Origin of the sequence: Pannonibacter indicus (assembly GCF_001418225.1) — a bacterium.
GTDB lineage: Bacteria > Pseudomonadota > Alphaproteobacteria > Rhizobiales > Stappiaceae > Pannonibacter > Pannonibacter indicus.
On record NZ_LIPT01000003.1, the window covers coordinates 129221 to 148388 of the forward strand.

Here is a 19168-nt window from a genome sequence, read left to right on the forward strand (position 1 = left end):
GGTTTGCGGAAGGCATCCCTTCCGCCCGTCATTCCTGGCCGGGTGGCGACCCGGCCAGGAAACCGCCGCCCTCTGCCGCAGGCAGCGGTGCCTTGCCATCCTGATGGACGAAACCGGCAAGCTGCAGGGCTTGTATGACCAGCGCCTTGTCTCTGCCCAGCGGCTCAACGCACTGGAGCGGGAAGCGGCATCTGTCAGTGCCGACCGGGCCGAAGCGGCCGCCTTTCAGGCACGGGCTGCCGGGCGCATTGCCGAAACACGGTTGCAGATTCTTCAGCTGGAGCAGGACCTCAGCGCCGAAGCCGGTAATGAGCTGCGCGACATTGACGTTCAGCTTGGCGAACTGGTGAAGCGCAAGATCGCGGCGGAAGACAAGCTGGCCCGCATCGAACTGAAGGCGCCCCAGTCCGGCACCGTGCATCAGCTGGCGGTGCATACGGTTGGCGGTGTCATCTCGCCCGCGGACAAGATCATGCTGATCGTGCCCGGCAATGATGATCTGAGAGTGGAGGCGCGGATTAATCCTGCCGATATCGACCAGATCGCTCTAGGCCAGAAGGCTCTCCCGCTGCCGCCGGAGGACGAGGCACGGGTGATTGCCCATGCGAAACAGGCCTTCGCGCTTGTGCGCCGCTACGTGGGGGAAGCCTACGCCTGATCTAAGATCCCCGTTTCAGGTCCCGGTGCCTTCCAGGTACCGGGATCTGAAACAATCTGTCAGTTCTTTGACGCTGTTCAAGCCCGCAGGTATCCAGACCCGCATTTCGGGCAGGAAATGATAAAATAAGTCTGAAATAGTTTTTCACGCTGGCGGCGCCGGTTTCACGCCGCGGCTGCTTGTTTTCCTGGTGAAATACTTGTTATTGATAGTGTCGTAATATCATTAAGTGGCGGCGCCTCGGCCCATGCGGGCGGTGCCTGTTCAGATCGCGGCAGCGGTCCACCGGAGGAGGCTGAGGTGACGCCTGAGCAGATCCAACTTGTGCAAGCAAGCTTCGACCGGCTGCGCCCGCAAGGAACTGCCGTCATCTCCGGCTTTTATGGCCACCTTTTCGAATTGTCTCCCTCCTTGCGGCCGCTGTTCCGCACTTCGCTTCCGGCACAGGAGCTGCGGCTGCTGGAGGCCCTGTCCGCCGTTGTCAGCATGCTGTCGAACCTGCAGATGCTGCTGCCGGAACTGGAGGCGCTCGCCAAGCGTCACGTGACCTATGGCGTCAGTGCCGCTCATTATCAGGCGGCCGGGGATGCCCTCTTGTGGACACTTGAGAGCCACCTTGGCGAAGCCTTCACACCTGAGTTACGCTCGGCATGGATGGCAGCCTATGCAACGCTGTCCGACATCATGATTGCGAGCGCGGAATACCGCGCAGCCTGAGCAGGCGCGCAGGACGGCAGCTTGCCGGGAGTGCCGCGTCTGCGCCGGCAAACCGGAGTTTCAGCCATGGATCCGATTACAGTGCTTGGCACGATCAGCGGCACCTCCGCCGACGGGATCGACATGGCCCTGATCACGACAGACGGGGAGCGGCTGCTGTCGGCAGGGCCTGCAGAAACCGAAGCCTATGCCCCCGAGACCCGCGCGGCCATTCTGGCCACCATCGCAGCAGGTCCCAAGCGCAGGGATCTTTGGCCGGGTCTGGCCGAAGCCGTCACCCGTGATCACGCCGTGGCCATTGCCGCCTTTCTGGCACGGCTGGAGCGCAAGCCGGATCTCGTCGTCTTCCACGGCCAGACGGTCTGGCATGATCCCGCCGCTGGCGAGACCGTGCAGCTCGGCAAGCCGCAGAAGCTGGCGGATGTGCTGGGGCTGCCGGTCGTGGGCGATGTGCGGCAGGCGGACATGGAAGCGGGCGGGCAGGGCGCACCGCTGGTGCCGGTCTATCACCGGGCGCTGGCCGCAGGCCTGAAGCAGCCGCTGTGCTTCCTCAACATCGGCGGGGTGTCCAATCTCACCTATATCGACGGCGAACATCTGATGGCCTTTGACATCGGGCCGGGCAATGCGCTGCTGGATGACTGGATCCGCCAGTCCGGCCTCGGTGATTTCGACCGGGACGGGCGCTGGTCTGGGGCAGGGCATGTGGAAGCCTCACGGGTGGAAATCGCCCTGCGCCATCCCTATTTCTCCCAGCCTGCGCCCAAGTCACTGGACCGCAATGCCTTTTCGCTGAAATGGGTGGAGGGGCTGTCGTGGCTGGATGGCGCTGCCACGCTTGCGGCCATCACGGCGGAGGCAGTGGCCCGGTCCGCCGCCCTTCTGCCGCGCACGCCCAAAAGCTGGATCGTCTGCGGCGGCGGGCGACGCAACCAGACGATCATGGCGGAGCTGGCACAGCGGCTGGATGCGGATGTGGTCAGTTCGGATGTGCATGGCATCGACGGCGATGCCCTGGAAGCGCAGGCAATGGCTTTCCTTGGCGCGCGGTTCATGGCAGGTCTTCCTACCAGCTATCCGCATACGACGGGCGCGCGCGAGCCGGTGATCGGCGGACGCCTCTACCGCCCCTCAGCCTGAGGCGCCTGAAGATACATGGACAAGAACAGACCCATTGACGAAGACGAGGTCTTCGGAAACCGAGAGCGGCACGACGAGCGGCTGAACGGGGCCGAAATCTACCGCCGGCTGGTGGAGGCCATCGAGGACCGCACGCTGAAGCCGGGCGACCGCCTGCGCGAGGCAGAACTTGCCGAGATTTTCGGCGTCAGCCGCACACCGATCCGCGAAGGCCTGAAGCGGCTGGAAGCGCAGGGCCTCGCCATTCACGAGCCGAACCGGGGCATGGTCATCCCGACGCTGGATCACCGGCAGATTTCCGAGGTCTATTACATGCGCGAGGTGCTGGAAGGCACAGCCGCCCGCCTGGCTGCCCAGCATGCGTCCAACGCCGAAATCGAGATCCTGACCGAACTGGTCGAGGCGGACCGGCAGCGGGTGGCGGACGAAAAATCCATGGTGCGCTCCAACAGGGAGTTTCACCGGCGCATTTATCTCGCCTCCCACAACCGCTATCTCGTCGGCCAGATCGATCATCTGCGCCTGTCGATGATCCTGATGGCCGGCACGACGCTGGACACACCCGAGCGGCGCGAGACGGCGATTGAAGAGCATGCCGCCATCGTGCGGGCCATCGCATCGCGTGATCTCGATGCCGCCGAGACGGCTGCCCGCCGTCATATCGAACACGCCCAGAAGACCCGCCTGAAACAGAACTGAAGCCCGCATCCGCTGGTCTTACCCACCCGGAAAGAACCGGCAAAACAACAGTTTCCATCTGGTCAAGCGGCCTTGATGCGGTCTACGATCACAGGTGGAAATTCTGCTTCGGGCTCGGAGCCCGCCGGGAGGTCAATCAATGAAACGCCGTGATTTTCTGAAAACGGGCGCGCTTGCGGCTGCGGCTGCGCCTGCCCTTGCAGCGCCCGCCCTTGCGCAGGCAACGTTGAACCTCAAGCTCGTGGGCGGCTTCCCGCGCGGCTTCCCCGGTGTGGGCACCGGGGCTGAAAAGCTCGCCAAGCGCATCGAGGCGATGAGCGATGGCAAGGTGAAGATCACCTATTACGGCGGCGGTGAACTGGTGCCTCCCTTCGAGGTGTTCGGCGCGGTGTCGAGCGGTGCAGCCGACATGGGCCATACGGCGTCCTATTACCATGCGGGCAAGGTGCGCGCGGCTATGTATTACACCACCGTGCCCTACGGTCTGGAGCAGACCGAACTGTCGGGCTGGATCGCCTATGGCGGCGGCCAGGCGCTGTGGGACGAGGCCTATGCCCCGTTCGGCGTGAAGCCGTTCTATGCGGGCGGATCGGGTGCGCAGGCTGGCGGCTGGTTCAAGAACCCGGTCACCAAGCTGGATGATCTGGCAGGCCTCAAGATGCGCATTGCCGGTCTTGGCGGCGATGTGATGCGCAAGCTGGGTGTCGTGACCGTGCTCACCCCGCCGCCGGAAATCTATCCGGCCCTGCAGTCCGGTGTGGTCGATGCGGCCGAGTTCGTCGGCCCATGGAATGATGTGGCGCTGGGGCTCTACAAGATTGCGCCTTATTACTATCTGCCGGCCTTCCATGAACCGGGCGCAGCACTGGAAATGATCGTGAACCAGAATGTCTGGGGCAACATGTCCCCGTCGCTGCAGGCCATCTTCGCCAGCGCCGCACAGGCGCAGGGCGAGGATACGATTGCCGAGTTCCGCTACAACAACACCCGCGTTCTGGCCGATCTCGTCAGCAAGGGCGCCAAGGTCTCGGCCTTCCCGGATGATGTGGTGGCGGCGCTGGGCAAGGCCTCGCGCGAGGTGCTGGAGGCCTATCCGCAAGGCGATGCCGTAGCCGAAAAAGTGCACGCCTCCTACATCGCCTATATCAAGGAATGCGCGTCCTACACCAAGGCCATGGAAGAGCGCATGTACCACGACCGCGCCGCTGTGTGGGGCGTGTGACATGAAAAAGCCCGGACAGCTTGCAGGCCGTCCGGGCTTTGCTTTTTGACGGGCGATTGGTCTTCCCGCCGGGACCTGAGTTACACCACCGCCAGCACGATGCCCGTGACCGCAGAGATGGTGAGGGTGGCGAAGGTGAGCATCATGCCGCTCATGCGGAAGACCAGCGGCTCCTTCGGCTGGGAGACACCATAGGCGTGCGATATGCGGCCAATCGTGAAAGCGAGACCGAGGGCATGCACGAGCAGAAGCGGTGCCCCCTGCAATTCGCACATCAGGATCAGGATCAGCACCAGCGGCACATATTCGGCAAAGTTGCCGTGCACGCGCTGACGGCGCAGCAGTTCCTTGTCGCCGCCATCTCCCAGTGCCTGCTGAAGGCTCTTGCGGCGGCTGACGACGCGAAAACTCAGGAAGAGATAGACCAGCCCCAGAATCCCGGCATAGATGGGGGTGGCGCTGAGAAGAAGTGCTGTCTGCTGCAAGATGGTTCTCCCGCTGCGGGCCGCAGTGGCCCGCTCTCTTCCTGACGCGAGCAAGCTCCCGTCTCCCGTCAGGGTTTCAACATTCGACAATATTCACGGCGAGACCTCCGGTCGAGGTCTCTTTGTATTTTCGGGCGTGCCAGTGTGATGCTGCGTCCCATTGTCTGGCTGCGTCCGGCGGCACCGCGAAGGTTCAATCCGGCAGGAAGTGCCACGCACACGGAGCAATTTCAGGGCCTCAGGACCACAAAGCCTCAAAGACGGCAAGCGAAAAGCCGATATGATCCGTCAGAAGGCGGGAAGCGCGGTCAGCGTCGCGGTCGAGAGCGGCCTGCATCAGCTCCGTGTGCGGGCCAAGGCCAAGCGTTTTCTCATAGGTCTCCCGCAGCCGCCCTTGCGGATCGTCATCCATGCGGGCGCGCACCTCCGGGGAGCTGAGCATATGCCGCTGGTGGCGCCGGAGCTGGTCATTCACCTGGCTGGCAAAAAGCTGCAGCCAAGGGGCCTGCGTGCCCGAGAGAAGGGCTGCGTGAAAGGCATCGTGCCGCCGCTCCCACAGGTGAATGGCATCGCGCGCCGCATGCGGCACCGGCACGGGCGTCGAAGCCAGCTGGTGATGGGCCGCGACCACACGCCCTTCCCAGTCCTCCCCGCCCTCGGCTATGGAGCGGATGAAAAGCCTTGGCTCTATGGCAAGCCGCGCGTCCTGAAGATCGCGCAGGCTTTCCGCCGAGACGCCGCAGACCCTGTAGCCGCGATTTGGCATCAGCACCACCAGCCGCTCGGCCTCCAGCCGCGACAGCGCTTCGCGCAGCGGCGTCCAGCCAAAGCCGAACCGCTCCTTCAACAGGGAAACGGTCAGCGGCGCATCCGGAGGCAGGGTGCATTCCAGAATGGCACTGCGCAGGGCGTTGTAGGCGTCTTCCGTCTTCGGCATTCCGCTCGATGGGCCCGGTTGAGATTTCCCGTGCATCTGAGCAGGAATATATGACCTGTCAAATTATATATAATCCTTGCGGGCGTGCGGGTCCGCTGTTAGCGTGAGCGCATGAGGCAGCCTTTGCTGCGGCAGTGCGCCCCTTAGGGCGCGGCAAGACCGACTGAGGGAGATTGCATGTCCGGAACATCCAGCGTTCATCCGCTTGATCAGGGCGATCCGCTTAGCCCCAAGCGCGCGGCCTTTGCCCTGCCCGAGGGCGTCATCTATCTGGATGGCAACTCCCTTGGCACGCTGCCCGTCCATGTGCCGCAGCGGGTGGCCGATGTGGTGAGCAAGCAGTGGGGCGAAAGCCTCATCCGTGCCTGGAACGAGCATGACTGGGTGGATCTTCCGCGCCGCGTGGGCGACAGGATCGGCCGTCTGGTGGGCGCAGCGCCTGGCACGGTGATTGCCGGAGACAGCACGTCGGTCAACCTGTTCAAGGTGCTCTCGGCTGCCCTTGCCCTGCGCCCGGAGCGCAAGGTGATTCTCTCCGACACAGGCAACTTTCCGACGGATCTTTACATGGCGCAGGGCCTGCGGGACCTGCTGGGTGCCGGTCATGAGCTGCGTCTTGTCGCGCCGGAAGAGGTGGCGGATGCCATCACGGACGAGGTCGCGGTGATGATGATCACACAGGTTGACTACCGCACGGGCCGCCGTCATGACATGGCGGCGCTGACCCGGCTTGCCCATGAGGCTGGGGCCCTTGCCATCTGGGATCTCGCCCATTCCGCCGGTGCCTTCAAGGTGGAGCTGGATGCCTGCGGCGCCGATTTTGCCATCGGCTGCGGCTACAAGTATCTGAACGGCGGCCCCGGTGCTCCGGCGTTCCTGTATGTGGCAGAGCGGCACCAGGCCGTTGCCCGCCAGCCGCTGAACGGCTGGATGGGGCATGACGCTCCCTTTGCCTTCGATCTTGACTACCGTGGCGCCATTGGCGTGGACCAGTTCCGCGTCGGCACGCCGCCGATCCTGTCGCTCTCGGCCCTTGATGCGGCGCTGGATGTGTTCGACGATGTGGACATGGACGTGCTGCGGGCGAAGTCCGTTTCCCTGTGCGAACTGTTCATTCGTGAAGTGGAAAGCCGCTGCGAGGGTCTGGAACTGGCGAGCCCGCGCAACGCGGATGAGCGCGGCAGCCAGGTCTCCTTCCGCTTTGCCGAGGGCTATGCCCTGATGCAGGCACTGATCGCACGCGGCGTCATCGGTGATTTCCGGGCGCCGGATATTGTCCGCTTCGGCTTCACCCCGCTCTATCTCTCTCACGGCGATGTGGTGAAGGCTGTCGATATTCTGGCGGATATTCTCGCTACCCGCAGCTGGGATGCACCGCAGTTCAAGATCCGCGCCAAGGTGACCTGAGATGACCGCCAGGCCCCCCTATGATCCGTCGGAAGACGGCGCGCAGATGCGCTTTGACGGGCGCATGTCCTATGGCGACTACCTGTCGCTGGACAAGATCCTGACGGCACAGGCGCCCCTGTCCGAGGCCGATGACGAGCTATTGTTCATCATCCAGCATCAGACATCCGAACTGTGGATGAAACTGGCACTGCATGAGCTGGCTTCCGCCAAGGCGCATATCGCTAGCGGCAACATTCAGCCGGCCTTCAAGCTCCTAACCCGCGTGGCGCGGATCTTCGAGCAGCTGAATTCGGCCTGGGATGTGCTGCGCACGATGACGCCCAGCGATTACACCACCTTCCGCGAAGCGCTTGGCCAGTCTTCCGGCTTTCAGTCGTTCCAGTACCGTGCGATCGAGTTCATGGCGGGCAACAAGAACGCAGCCATGATGCGTCCGCATGAGCATGTGCCTGGTGTTCACGGCTGGCTGGAAGCCATCCGGCAGGAAACCAGCCTCTACGATGAGGCGATCCGCCTGCTGGCCCGCTCCGGCTTTGAGATTTCGGACGCGATGCTCAACCGGGATGTGTCGGAGCCCTATGCGGCGGATGAGACGGTCCGGGCCGCCTGGATCGAGGTCTACCGGGCCCCGGCGCGCTACTGGACGCTCTATGAGCTGGCCGAGAAGCTGGTGGATTTCGAGGATTATTTCCGGCGCTGGCGCTTCAACCATGTGACCACGGTGGAGCGGGTGATCGGCTTCAAGCGCGGCACCGGCGGCACCAGCGGCGTGGTCTATCTGCGGCGCATGCTGGAGGTGGTGCTCTTTCCCGAACTGTGGGATCTGCGCGCCGATCTGTGACCACACGGCACCCCCCCGGTGAGCCAGTTTCATCGGGAGCGGATCAGGCCCGGCGGGGGATGGCCTGCCGGGGCTTGCGCACTTTCAGCACCTTGGACTGGTTGCGCCGCCGCTCCTGATCCTCTTCACACTGCAGGATAAGATCCGCAAAGGGGACCGGGCGGCTGAAGTGGAAGCCCTGATACTCATCGCAGCCATTGGCCCGCAGCCATTCAAGCTGCTCGTCCGTTTCGACGCCTTCCGCCACGATCCGCACATTCAGCACATTGCCGAGGGAGATGATCAGACGTGTGATCGGAGCTGCCGTCTTCAGGTCATTGATGAAGGTGCGGTCGATCTTCAGCACGTCAATCGGGTAATTCTGCAAATAGGCAAGGTTGGAATAGCCGGTGCCGAAATCATCGATCAGGATATTATAGCCGCACTTTTTCAGGCGCGAGAGGGAGAAGCGCACGGACGGACTGTCGCCCAGCAGCATGGATTCGGTGATCTCGAGGCCGATCTTGCGCGGATCGCAGCCAGTCTCCTGCGGCAGCAGCAGAAGCTTTTCGATCAGCTCCTGATCCTGGAACTGGCGCACGGACAGGTTCAGCGACAGGCTTATGTCAATGCCTGCGTCGTGCAGATGTCTCTGGTGCAGCGCCACTTGCCGGTAGACCCATTCGCCCACCTCCACAATCATGCCGGTCTCTTCGCAGGCGGGAATGAAGCTGCCGGGGCTCAACAGGCCGCGCCTGGGATGCTGCCACCGGATCAGGGCTTCGGCCGAGAGGATCGCGCCGGTCCTGACGCAGACGCGCGGCTGGAAATGCAGGAGGAATTCGTTGTTTTCCAGCGCCCGCCAGAGGTCCTGTTCCAGTGCCACACGTTCATCAAGGCGCTGGCGCAGGTCCATGGAGAACGGGGTGACCTTGTTGGCCCGCCCGCCCCGCGCCTCGTAAAGCGCAAGGTCGCCATGACGCATCAAGGTGTCCATGTCCTTGCCGTCGTCCGGGCAGACGCTCATCCCTGCGGCGGCGGTGATCTGCAGCATCTGACCGCCAATGTCCATGGGCTCGATGAACAGATCCAGCAGCTGCCGGCCAAAGTCCTGCGGGCTGAGGCCGTTCATCCGGTCAGGAATGCAGACAATGAACTCATCGCCGCCGAGCCGTGCCACCGCACCTTTGTCGCCCGCAAAGCCGGACAGCCGCGCCGCAGCTGCACTCAGCAGCAGATCGCCGGTGACATGGCCAAGGGTATCGTTGATGGCCTTGAAGCCGTTGAGATCGATGAAATAGAGGTACAGGCGCCGTCCCTCGGTCAGGGCAGCATTGATCATGGCCGGGAGATGAGACTGAAGATAGAGCCGGTTGGGCAATCCGGTCAGGAAGTCGTGGTCCGCCAGGAATCTGGCCCGTTCCTGGGTTTCCTTCAGTTCGGTGACATCAATCTCGCTGACCAGATAGGCCTGCACGCCAGTGACCGCATCGCGGCAGGTTCTGGCTGTAATCTCGTGCCAGCGGATGCCATGTGTGGTGCGGGTCTGGGCCACGACCTTGCAATCCGAGCCGTGGTCCAGGGCTCCCATCAGGGCCTCAGCGATGGTTCCGTCGACAAGCCGGTTCTGGAGAGTGAGATCGGCTTCGATCTGCGATGCGCGTGAGGCTGGATTGCGGTAAAGCGGCGCGCCATTGCGTGAGAACAGGGAGATCATGACCGGCGTATGCAGCAGCGCTTCAGCACTGCGCAGGGTCTCCGGCCTGATTTCGTGGTTGACGATGCCTTCGCACAGCATGCCGGTGCGCCCGTCCTTCAGGCGGATTGCCCGGAATATCACCTGCAGCGTTTTGGGTTTCCCAAGAGGGTAAAGTGTCCAGGTCTCGGCAAAACTCGTATCGCTCCGCTGGAAGTCGGCCTTGTACTGGTTCAGCCGTTCGGCGACAGCCCGGGACATATCGGAGCCGAGGTCACGGGAGCGCAGGTGTTCGATGCTCGAAGCTCCCCACACATCAAGGCCGCTGGCATTGGCCCACAGGATACGCTTCAGATCAAAGTCATAGATCCAGAGTGCGGTCGCGACGCGGCCGAGCTGGGCAAGCAGCTCTCCTGCTTCCACCTCGCTAATCCAGAAAATATCGTCCGTCACTGACTTCATTTAACCGGCGCCGTATATCCTTGGGGTCAATTCTCAAACATGAGCAGATGTATCTACAGTGACGATCTGGCGTTGATATTGTGAAGTTTGACAGGTTTTGGGGTGTCCAAAGAAATGCCAAGCCTCTTTCAATCTCTAATCGCATTCTCATGTATCAGTATTCATTGAATGTGTTTTTCAAGCCTTAATCGGGATAGTTACGAATAAGTAAATTTTAATGCATGCGTGTTGCCAAATTCGTTTGAGATTACGCTGCTTTCAGGTTTCAGTACCCGTCAGGAGCCCTGTTATGGTAAATAGGTCTCGGCTGCCGGAATATGGAAGAGATTGAAAATACTTGGAATTTCATTTCTTATCTTTTCTGTCTCGGGACAGCCGGTGCCATTTGTTTATCTCAGGTTGAGTCTGGGTAGTTGCTGTCTGCTGTGTTTTGGCATCCGGGAAGTCGTCTCCGGCCTGCCAGCTGGTTTGGCCTTGTCAGGGAAGGCGAAAAGGCGCTCTTGATATATTTTAAATTTAAAGTAACTTCATCATCAGACTGCTTCCACGCTTCATCGGGCGTTGTCAGGCCAAGGCTTCGGGATGCTGGTGCATCCCGCCTTGATTGCTCTGGCGCCGCACCGGCTTGACCGGCTTTCAATGAATGAGGCCCAGTGAGAGTTGGTATTGCTGGCTGTAACCGGAGTTTGCCTTGTCCCGTCTTATCGACATAACCCCGCCGCTTCGGGTCAGTTCTGCCGTATTTCCGGGTGACGCGCGCTTCGAGCTGCGGCAGACCTTCTCCATTGGTCCCGGCTGCCCGGTCAATGTGGCGGCTTTCTCCATGTCCGTGCATTGCGGCGCCCATGCGGACGCGCCGCTGCACTATGCGAAAGAGGGTGTCACGATCGATCAGCTGGCACTGGAGGATTACATCGGTCCGGCCCGGGTGATCGACGCAAGAGGTGCTGGCCCCCTCGTTGAACCGCAGGATATTGAAGCAGCGCTGGCGGACGTGCCGCGACGGGTGCTCCTGCGCTGCGAGGAGAGCCTTGATCCGGATGTGTGGCCGGAAGGCTTCCGCACTCTGGCGCCGGAGACGGTCGGACTGCTGGCCTCCCGGGGCGTGCGGCTGGTGGGTGTCGATGTGCCGTCGGTTGATCCGGACACGTCAAAGGATCTTCCCTCTCACATGACTGTGTTTCGCCATGACATGCGAATTCTGGAGAATCTGGTACTGGCGGGCGTCGAACCGGGGGATTATGAGTTGATTGCTCTGCCCATCCGGCTAGAAGGACTGGATGCGGCGCCTGTCAGGGCTGTCCTGCGCACGCTTGCGAGGGACTGAAAGCAAACTGACACCGGGCGCAAGAAGAAACAATAAGGGCGCTGCCAATCGCAGCGGCGGGGAAAATCAGATGCTGGAACTCGACCAGCTTGTCATGCAGTTTGGCGGCTTCACGGCTGTTGATCACTGTACCTTCCAGGTGAAGGAAGGCACGATCACAGGCCTGATCGGACCCAATGGCGCTGGCAAGACGACGCTTTTCAATCTCATTGCAGGTGCATTTCCTCCGGTGGCGGGCAAGATCCGCTTCTGCGGCGAGGACGTGACCGGTCTGCCAGCCAATAAACTGTTCCACAAGGGGCTGGTGCGCACCTTCCAGATCCCGCACGAGTTTCACCGGCTGACGGCGCTGGAAAACCTGATGGTGGTGGCCCCGGCCCAGCCGGGCGAGAACCTTCTGGCCAACTGGCTCAACTGGGGCAAGGTGGCCAGCACAGAGGCGGAGGTTGTCCGCCGGGCCTGGGAAACGCTGGACTTCCTCGAACTCACCCATGTGGCGGGCGAGCGGGCCGGCAATCTCTCCGGCGGCCAGAAGAAGCTGCTGGAACTGGGCCGCACCATGATGACGGATGCCAAGCTGGTGCTGCTGGATGAGCCTGCGGCCGGCGTCAACCGCACCCTCCTGCGCAAGCTGGAAGAGAAGATCCAGATCCTCAACCGGGAGCGCGGCTACACCTTCATCCTCATCGAGCACGACATGGAGATGATCGGGAAGCTCTGCCATCCGGTCGTCTGCATGGCCGAGGGCAAGGTGCTGATTGCCGGGGACTTCCGGACCGTGCGCTCCGATCCAAGGGTGCTTGAAGCCTATCTCGGCGAAACGCAGGGAGATGCAGCATGAGCGCGCTCCTGACGATGCAGTCCCTCACCGGGGGCTATGGCGAGACCAACATTCTCAATCAGGTGTCGATGACGGTGAATGACCGCGAGATCGTGGTCATCGTCGGCCCCAACGGGGCAGGCAAATCCACCGCGATGAAGGCTATCTTCGGCCTTCTCACCATTCGCGGCGGCTCCATCACCTTCGACGGCACAGACATCACCAGCTGGGCGCCGAACCAGATCGTCCAGCGCGGCATCTGCTACGTGCCGCAGGTGGACAATATCTTCCGCGAAATGAGCATCCACGAGAATCTCGAAATGGGTGCTTTCCTGCGCAAGGGCGATCTTTCGGCCGCCTTTGACCGGGTGTACACGCTGTTCCCGGACTTGAAGGCGCGCCGCAAGACGCCGGCGGGCAATCTCTCCGGCGGGCAGCGGCAGATGGTGGCCATGGGCCGGGCGCTGATGCTCGACCCCAAGCTCCTGCTGCTGGACGAGCCGACGGCGGGCCTTTCGCCGAAATACATGGAGCAGATCTTCCAGATCAGCCGCGATGTCCGCGATACGGGCGTCGCCATCCTGCTGGTGGAGCAGCATGCCAAGCAGGCCCTTGCCTTTGCCGACCGGGCCTATGTGCTGGCGGCAGGTGCCAACCGGCACGAAGGCACGGGGCAGGCGCTTCTCGCCGACCGCGAGGTCGCAGAAATGTTCCTGGGCGGTTGAGGCTGAGACAAGATGACCTTTCTGGATTTCATCAATTTCTACATCGTGCCGGGGCTCGTCATGGGCTCCATCTATGCGATGGGTGCCGTCGGCATCACGCTGGTGTTTGCGATCCTGCGCTTTGCGCATCTGGCCCATGGTGATCTGGCAACGCTCGGTGCCTTCCTGGCGCTGGCGCTGGTGACGGCTCTCGGCATTCCGCCTCTGGCGGCGCTGCCCTTCGCCATCCTGGCGACAGCGGGCGTGGCGGTGGGACTCGACAAGGTGTTCTACGAGCACCTGCGCAACCGGCCCAAGATCATCACCGTCATGGCAACGCTGGGTGCGGCCCTGATGATCCGCGCCGTGGTGCAGGTGGTTTGGGGTGTCGATACCCAGACCTATTCCCGCGGGCTGGTGCGGCCGGAGAACTACTTCGGCATCCGGGTGCGCGACCGGGAGATCTACACCCTCATCGCCATGCTGGTGCTGGTGGCCGGCCTGCAGCTGTTCCTGTCCCGCTCCAAGTGGGGCAAGGCCATGCGCGCCATGTCGGACAACCCCAACCTGGCGCTGCTGTCGGGCATCGACAACCGCAAGGTCGTCATGCTGACATGGATGATCGCAGGCGGCCTGTGCGCGGCAGCCGGCGTGTTCCTGGGACTCAACACCGAGCTGAAGCCGATGATGGGCTGGTCCATGCTGCTGCCGATGTTCGCGGCGGCCATTCTGGGCGGCGTGGGCCGCGTGGAAGGTGCCGTGCTGGGTGGCCTCATTGTGGGCATCGCCGAAGAGGTCTCCGTGGTGTTCATTCCCAGTGAATACAAGGCGGCAATGGCCTTCGCGATTCTGCTGTTCATGCTGCTGGTGCGGCCCACCGGGCTTCTGCGCGGCAAGGTGCTCTGACGGGGAGATTGCGCCATGGAACTCATTGGCCTTGCAAACTACGCCCTGTTCATGGGCGTCTTCATCGGCATCTACGCGCTTCTGGCGCTGGGGCTGAACATTCAGTGGGGCTTCACCGGCCTGTTCAATGCCGGTATCGCGGGCTTCTTTGCCGTCGGGGCCTACACCTCGGCGATCCTGACGAGCCCGCATGTGGCCGGCCGGCTTGGCGGTTTTGATCTGCCGGTTCTTGCCGGGTGGGCAGGCGCCATGCTGATGGCAGGCGCCATCGCCTGGCCGGTCGGCAAGATCTGTCTGCGCTTCCGCTCCGACTATCTGGCCATCGCCACCATCGGCATTGCCGAAATCATCCGCCTTGTCATCAAGTCGGAGGACGCGTTGACGGGCGGGGCCCGCGGCATCACCGGCATTCCGCGCCCCTTCGGCGATCTGCCCTATGTGCAGTCGCAGATGGCCTATCTCGCCATTGTCATCGTGGTGCTGGGCATTGCCTACATGCTGATTCAGCGGCAGATCAATTCGCCCTGGGGCCGCATGATGCGCGCCATCCGCGACAACGAGCTGGCCGCCACTGCCATGGGCAAGGACATTGCCTACCGCCGCCTGCAGTCCTTCATCTTCGGCGCGGCGCTGATGGGTCTTGGCGGGGCGCTCTTCGCCCATTTCAACCGCGCCATCACCCCGGAAGCCATCGACCCGATGATTGCCACCTTCCTCGTCTGGATCATGCTGATCCTCGGCGGGTCGGGCAATAACAGGGGAGCAATCCTGGGTGCGGCGATTGTATGGATCATCTGGTCTGTTTCAGAGATTGCAACGGACCGCCTGCCGCATGAATATGCGGTCAAGGCCAAGTACATCCGCGTCTTCCTCATCGGGTTGATGCTGCAGCTGGTCCTGCGCTTCCGCTCCGAGGGGCTGTTGCCGGAACCCCTTCCGGAAAACCCGCCCAGGCCGCAGAAGCAGGGGACTGGTGCCTGACCTGGCCGCGGGACTGAAGTTTGCAATGAGGGGCAAAAGCCCCCGCTTTGTGGAGGTAATGAAATGACGCATAAGCTTCTCGCTCTGGCAGGTTCGCTCCTGGCCGCGACTGCTCTGGCCAGCGTTCCGGCCAAGGCAGATGTGAAGATTGGCCTGCTCGGCGGCATTTCCGGCCCGATTGCGGCCATGGCTCCGGCCATGATTGATTCGGCCCAGATGGCGATTGCCGAAGTGAACGAGCAGGGTGGCATTCTGGCCGGTGAAAAGCTCGTGCCGGTCATCGGCGACAGCGCCTGCAACCCGCAGAACGGTACGGACGCCGCCACCAAGGCCGTGAACATCGACGGCGTTGTCGGCATCGTCGGTCCGCATTGCTCGGGCGCCGTGATTGCCGCTGCCAACTCGGTCACCATCCCGGCCGGCATCGCGCTGATCACCCCGTCGGGCACCTCGCCGGAAATTACCAGCCTGAAGGACAATGACACCGTGTTCCGCACCGTGCCGTCCGACGACTTCCAGGGCCGTGCTCTTGCCCGTACCTTGAAGGAGCAGGGCTATGGCAAGGTCGCCGTTGCCTATCTCAACAACGACTACGGCTCCGGCCTCGCCAATGCCTTCAAGGCCGAGTACGAAACCATCGGAGGTGAGATCGCAGGGTTCGCAGCTCACGAGGGCGAAAAGGCCTCTTACCGCTCCAACCTTGCCGAACTCGCCAAGGGCGGTGCCGATACGCTCGTCATCTTCGACTATGGCGATGGCAGCGGCCTGACCATGCTGCGTGAAGCGCTGGAAAACGGCTTCTTCGAGAAGTTCGTCGGCGGCGACGGCATGAAGTCCGACGCTCCGATCCGCGAGCTGGGTGCCGGCAACCTCGCCACCTTCGTGGCTTCTTCTCCGGTCGGCGAGAAGTCGGCAGCTCTTGAAGCCTTCAATGCAGCCTTCAAGGCCAAGGGCGGCGATCCGGATGCGATCTTCGTCACCACCTCCTATGACGCGGCCTTCCTGATGGCTCTGGCCATCGAAAAGGCAGGCGGCGACAAGACCAAGGTGGCAGCTGCCATCCGTCAGGTGGCCGGTGCTGAAGGCGGCGAGCCGATCCTGCCGGGCGAGTGGAAGAAGGCCAAGGAACTGATCGCAGCTGGCAAGGCCATCGACTATCAGGGCGCCGCAGGCGAGCATTCCTTTGATGCAGCCGGCGACGTTCCGGGCGCCTACTCCCTGTTCAAGGTCGGCGCCAACGGCTTCGAAGTCCTGACCGAAATGAAGTGATCTGGTGTCCGGCCCGTTGCGGCCGGTATCCGGCACATGCGGCCACACAAGACCGGCAGCCCCAAGGGCTGCCGGTTTTTGTTTGGATGCGGTGCGGTGGTGATCAGCCGCGGAAGATGAAGCCTGCGCCAACGGCGATCAGCGAGAAGCCGATCAGGTGATTGAAGCGCAGCGGCTCGCCCAGATAGAAAACGGAGAAGAGCACGAAGACCGTCAGCGTCAGGACTTCCTGAATGGTCTTCAGTTCGGCGGCATTGAAATAGCCGTAGCCGATACGGTTGGCAGGAACCTGCAGGCAATATTCGAAAAAGGCGATGCCCCAGCTGACCATGATGACGATCCAGAGCGCGGTGCTCTTGAACTTCAGATGGCCATACCAGGCGAATGTCATGAAGATATTGGAGGCCAGCAGGAGACCGATGGTTACCAGCGGAACGGGAAGGGAAGCCATGTCAGGATGTACTCCGGCAAGAAAAGGCGCTGGCCGGGCATGATTCCTGCCGCGTGACCAGACGCCTTCACTTGCGCGCAGTTTGCGGCGCGCGCAAGGCCTTCGTGACCCCTTCCTGCGTCATTTTGTCAGAATCAGCTTGCCGAGCTTGGTGATCGTCAGCCGGTAGGTTTCGTCATTGTGCCGGATGCGCACCTCGCGCGAGCCCTTGAACAGGGATGTGCTGTCCAGCATGCCGTTATGGTCTGCCGCAGCGCTCTTGCGCATGCCCGGAAGGCTCAGCTTTTCCTGGCGCAGGCCGTTCTGGCTGGGCACGGCGTGGGAGGGGGGAACGTGGCGCATGAAATTACCTCGACAGCTCAACAGTTTGGACAAGTTCCAATGTGCGGTGCACTCGCAACATTTAACTTGACTGTAATACTCATAATAAGCTATCAAGACAAGGCCTGAGCGGCGGTGCTTCGGAAATCGCGTCCTTCGAACCACATGCCCTCAGGAGGCTGACCTTCAGTCAAAATGCCTGGCAAGCCAGCTGTTTTCTCCTCTCCCTCAGACAGCAAGCCAGCCCGGCGTTCCCCGCCTCAAGCGGGGAGGCCTGCGTGCCATTTGCTGCCGCATCAGGCGGTTATTTCTTCTCCCGTCCATCGAAACAAGCCCGTACATTCGCCAGCGTCATGCACGCAAGGCGAGGCCAGCCAGAAATTGTCCGTCTCCAGTCACATGATTCTTCCCGCAATTAAAAAACGCCGGACCTGATGGGACCGGCGTTTCAACGCAAGTGCATTCGGGGTCGAATCTCAGCCGCGCCGCTGGTCAGCTGGCAGCGGCGAGAGAAATTTCGCCGATGTTCAGCAGTTGCCGCAGGTCGGTGCGGTTCTCGGATATGTCTTCGATGGTCTTGCTGTCCAGCACGTCCATGAAAGCCTCCAGCGCCTCATGCAGAACGCCGTTGAAGCCGCATGTCGTCAGGATCGGGCAATCCTTCCGGCCGGAGTTGAAGCATTCTGCCAGATAGAAGGATTCTTCGGCAACCCGCACAACCTCGCCCAGCGTGATCTTGTTGGCAGGTCTCGCCAGAACGATCCCGCCATTGCGGCCGCGAAGTGTCTTGATGAGGTCCGCATCCACCAGGATCTTCATGATCTTGAAGAGGTGCGTTTCGGACATGCCAAAACTGGCAGCAATCTCTGCCACCTTGCTGGGACGGTCCGGGTTTGCTGCGCAGTACATCAGCGTACGAACAGCATAGTTGGTTTGTTGAGTAAGACGCATAGGTTTTAATATGTCTTCAACAGGGCCTGCCGTCAATGGGGCAAACGCGTAAGGATCGCGGTATTCTGCGGCTCGCCGGCTTGTTGCCGATACGTCAGATTTTTGTGCCCTCCGGCGGAAGATTGCCCGGCAAAAAGATGTCGATGCCGATCCGCTCCTGTTCCGCGATCACCGGTGTGCCGTCAATCAGCGCCTTCAGCACCCGGACTGCGCTGCGGATCTCGTGGCCGGGGTTCTGGGCGATCAGCGCATCAATGGTGCCATCGAGCAGCGCCCGGCGGGTGTAGGGGGTCAGCTCATGGGCGATGAAGGTCACCTGCCGCGCCACGCCGCGTTCCTCCAGCGCCGAAATGACACCCCGGTTGCCGCCACCGGCATTGTAGAGCCCTTCTAGGTCCGGGTGCTCATCCAGCAGGCGCAGGGTGATGTCGCGTGTCCGCTCGTTGTCATCACGGCCCTCGCGCACTTTCAGCGCCTGCAATCCGGGCTGAAGCTCTTCCAGCACCTCAAGGCAGCTGCCGTGGCGCTCCGCATGGTCGCGCAGGCCCAGCGAGCCTGCAATGAAGCCGACCTTGGCCGTGGAGCCGGGCCGGTTGCCGGCAATGAACCGGGCGAGTAACTGCCCGGCAGACCGCCCCGCTGCCACATTGTCAATACCGGCGAAATGCGCCCGCGCCGAGGCCGGATGATCTGAGATGAGGGTGACCACCGGTACGTCCCGCATGGCCAGCCGGTCGATGGCGGCGCGCACCTCCGGCGAGCTGGGCGCAACCACCGCCACCCCGTCGCAGATGCTCTTGTCGAGCACGGCCAGCGTTCCGGCAACCGAATGGCTGTCGAAGGCATCGATGGGGGTGATGGTCATCACCACCCGCTCGCCCGCAACACGCAGCGCCACCTGTTCCGCCTCGCGCTTCAGGTCTTCCATGAAGGCGTTGGTGCTCTGGGGAATGAGGAAATGCAGCCGGTAGCGGCGGCGTTTGGCCAGGTTGGCGGCGTGGACATCGGGCGTATAGCCCAGCTCCCGCACGGCTGTTTCAACCCGCTCCACCGTGGCCGCCCGCACGCCGGGCCGGCCGTTCAGCACCCTGTCAACGGTGGCAAGGCTCACTCCGGCCCTTGCCGCCACATCATGAATGGTCACACGCTGCATCATCACTCCCCAGCTGCCCCGACTATAACGGCCGCATCG

At 62.2% G+C, this 19168-nt stretch carries 20 protein-coding genes; 13 read left to right on the forward strand and 7 right to left on the reverse strand.

All coding sequences use genetic code 11. The features are described 5' to 3' along the window. Positions 1 to 34: 34 nt before the first annotated feature. The 5 genes from ASC48_RS06420 to ASC48_RS06440 all read left to right on the forward strand — a co-directional run bounded on the left by ASC48_RS06420 (position 35) and on the right by ASC48_RS06440 (position 4436). Positions 35 to 658, forward strand: a complete 624-nt coding sequence (locus ASC48_RS06420) for a hypothetical protein (RefSeq protein ID WP_482809924.1) — start codon at positions 35 to 37, stop codon at positions 656 to 658. Positions 659 to 958: 300 nt separating this feature from the next. Continuing rightward, positions 959 to 1375: a globin family protein gene (locus ASC48_RS06425; RefSeq protein WP_055454961.1), complete on the forward strand. Its 417-nt coding sequence runs from the start codon at positions 959 to 961 to the stop codon at positions 1373 to 1375. A 66-nt stretch (positions 1376 to 1441) separates the two neighbouring features. Then, the gene (locus tag ASC48_RS06430; RefSeq protein ID WP_055454962.1) at positions 1442 to 2515 is read left to right on the forward strand and encodes an anhydro-N-acetylmuramic acid kinase; all 1074 of its coding nucleotides are present in this window, start codon (positions 1442 to 1444) and stop codon (positions 2513 to 2515) included. Between the two features lie 81 nt (positions 2516 to 2596). Further along, positions 2597 to 3214 carry a GntR family transcriptional regulator gene (locus ASC48_RS06435; protein WP_026355445.1) on the forward strand — a complete coding sequence of 206 codons (618 nt, stop codon included), beginning with the start codon at positions 2597 to 2599 and terminating at the stop codon, positions 3212 to 3214. A gap of 139 nt (positions 3215 to 3353) precedes the next feature. Then, positions 3354 to 4436: a TRAP transporter substrate-binding protein gene (locus tag ASC48_RS06440; RefSeq protein WP_050472145.1), complete on the forward strand. Its 1083-nt coding sequence runs from the start codon at positions 3354 to 3356 to the stop codon at positions 4434 to 4436. A gap of 80 nt (positions 4437 to 4516) precedes the next feature. Here ASC48_RS06440 and ASC48_RS06445 read toward each other — a convergent pair whose 3' ends face one another. After that, positions 4517 to 4921: an MAPEG family protein gene (locus ASC48_RS06445; RefSeq protein WP_055454963.1), complete on the reverse strand. Its 405-nt coding sequence runs from the start codon at positions 4919 to 4921 to the stop codon at positions 4517 to 4519. A gap of 238 nt (positions 4922 to 5159) precedes the next feature. After that, complete coding sequence (locus ASC48_RS06450) at positions 5160 to 5858, reverse strand: GntR family transcriptional regulator (protein WP_055454964.1); 699 nt, start codon at positions 5856 to 5858, stop codon at positions 5160 to 5162. A 177-nt stretch (positions 5859 to 6035) separates the two neighbouring features. On the opposite strand from ASC48_RS06450, the gene kynU reads away from it, so the two are divergent. Continuing rightward, positions 6036 to 7265, forward strand: a complete 1230-nt coding sequence (kynU, locus tag ASC48_RS06455; RefSeq protein ID WP_055454965.1) for a kynureninase — start codon at positions 6036 to 6038, stop codon at positions 7263 to 7265. 1 nt (position 7266) lies between these two features. After that, on the forward strand, positions 7267 to 8109 hold the full coding sequence (gene kynA / locus ASC48_RS06460; RefSeq protein WP_055454966.1) for a tryptophan 2,3-dioxygenase: 843 nt from the start codon (positions 7267 to 7269) through the stop codon (positions 8107 to 8109). Positions 8110 to 8152: 43 nt separating this feature from the next. Here kynA and ASC48_RS06465 read toward each other — a convergent pair whose 3' ends face one another. Continuing rightward, positions 8153 to 10246 carry a putative bifunctional diguanylate cyclase/phosphodiesterase gene (locus ASC48_RS06465; RefSeq protein WP_055454967.1) on the reverse strand — a complete coding sequence of 698 codons (2094 nt, stop codon included), beginning with the start codon at positions 10244 to 10246 and terminating at the stop codon, positions 8153 to 8155. Between the two features lie 691 nt (positions 10247 to 10937). On the opposite strand from ASC48_RS06465, the gene kynB reads away from it, so the two are divergent. The 6 genes from kynB to ASC48_RS06495 all read left to right on the forward strand — a co-directional run bounded on the left by kynB (position 10938) and on the right by ASC48_RS06495 (position 16253). Then, a complete protein-coding gene (gene kynB / locus ASC48_RS06470; protein WP_055454968.1) occupies positions 10938 to 11573 on the forward strand; it encodes an arylformamidase in 636 nt (211 codons plus the stop codon). 70 nt (positions 11574 to 11643) lie between these two features. Continuing rightward, complete coding sequence (locus ASC48_RS06475; protein WP_055454969.1) at positions 11644 to 12414, forward strand: ABC transporter ATP-binding protein; 771 nt, start codon at positions 11644 to 11646, stop codon at positions 12412 to 12414. After that, positions 12411 to 13118: an ABC transporter ATP-binding protein gene (locus tag ASC48_RS06480; protein WP_055454970.1), complete on the forward strand. Its 708-nt coding sequence runs from the start codon at positions 12411 to 12413 to the stop codon at positions 13116 to 13118. Before ASC48_RS06475 ends, ASC48_RS06480 begins: the two co-directional genes overlap by 4 nt. 12 nt (positions 13119 to 13130) lie before the next feature. Then, the gene (locus ASC48_RS06485) at positions 13131 to 14003 is read left to right on the forward strand and encodes a branched-chain amino acid ABC transporter permease (protein WP_055454971.1); all 873 of its coding nucleotides are present in this window, start codon (positions 13131 to 13133) and stop codon (positions 14001 to 14003) included. 15 nt (positions 14004 to 14018) lie between these two features. Beyond that, entirely contained in the window at positions 14019 to 14984 is a 966-nt protein-coding gene (locus tag ASC48_RS06490; protein ID WP_055454972.1) for a branched-chain amino acid ABC transporter permease, read from the forward strand. A gap of 63 nt (positions 14985 to 15047) precedes the next feature. Further along, a complete protein-coding gene (locus ASC48_RS06495) occupies positions 15048 to 16253 on the forward strand; it encodes an ABC transporter substrate-binding protein (RefSeq protein WP_055454973.1) in 1206 nt (401 codons plus the stop codon). Positions 16254 to 16356: 103 nt separating this feature from the next. Here ASC48_RS06495 and ASC48_RS06500 read toward each other — a convergent pair whose 3' ends face one another. The 4 genes from ASC48_RS06500 to ASC48_RS06515 all read right to left on the reverse strand — a co-directional run bounded on the left by ASC48_RS06500 (position 16357) and on the right by ASC48_RS06515 (position 19132). Beyond that, complete coding sequence (locus ASC48_RS06500) at positions 16357 to 16704, reverse strand: DMT family protein (RefSeq protein ID WP_050472133.1); 348 nt, start codon at positions 16702 to 16704, stop codon at positions 16357 to 16359. A gap of 120 nt (positions 16705 to 16824) precedes the next feature. Continuing rightward, positions 16825 to 17046, reverse strand: coding sequence for a hemin uptake protein HemP (hemP, locus tag ASC48_RS06505; protein ID WP_072242545.1), 222 nt, complete (start codon positions 17044 to 17046; stop codon positions 16825 to 16827). 471 nt (positions 17047 to 17517) lie between these two features. After that, positions 17518 to 17976 (reverse strand): Rrf2 family transcriptional regulator, encoded by a 459-nt coding sequence (locus tag ASC48_RS06510; RefSeq protein WP_072242546.1) that lies wholly within the window; start codon positions 17974 to 17976, stop codon positions 17518 to 17520. A gap of 94 nt (positions 17977 to 18070) precedes the next feature. After that, a complete protein-coding gene (locus ASC48_RS06515; RefSeq protein WP_082440015.1) occupies positions 18071 to 19132 on the reverse strand; it encodes a LacI family DNA-binding transcriptional regulator in 1062 nt (353 codons plus the stop codon). Positions 19133 to 19168 lie beyond the last annotated feature (36 nt).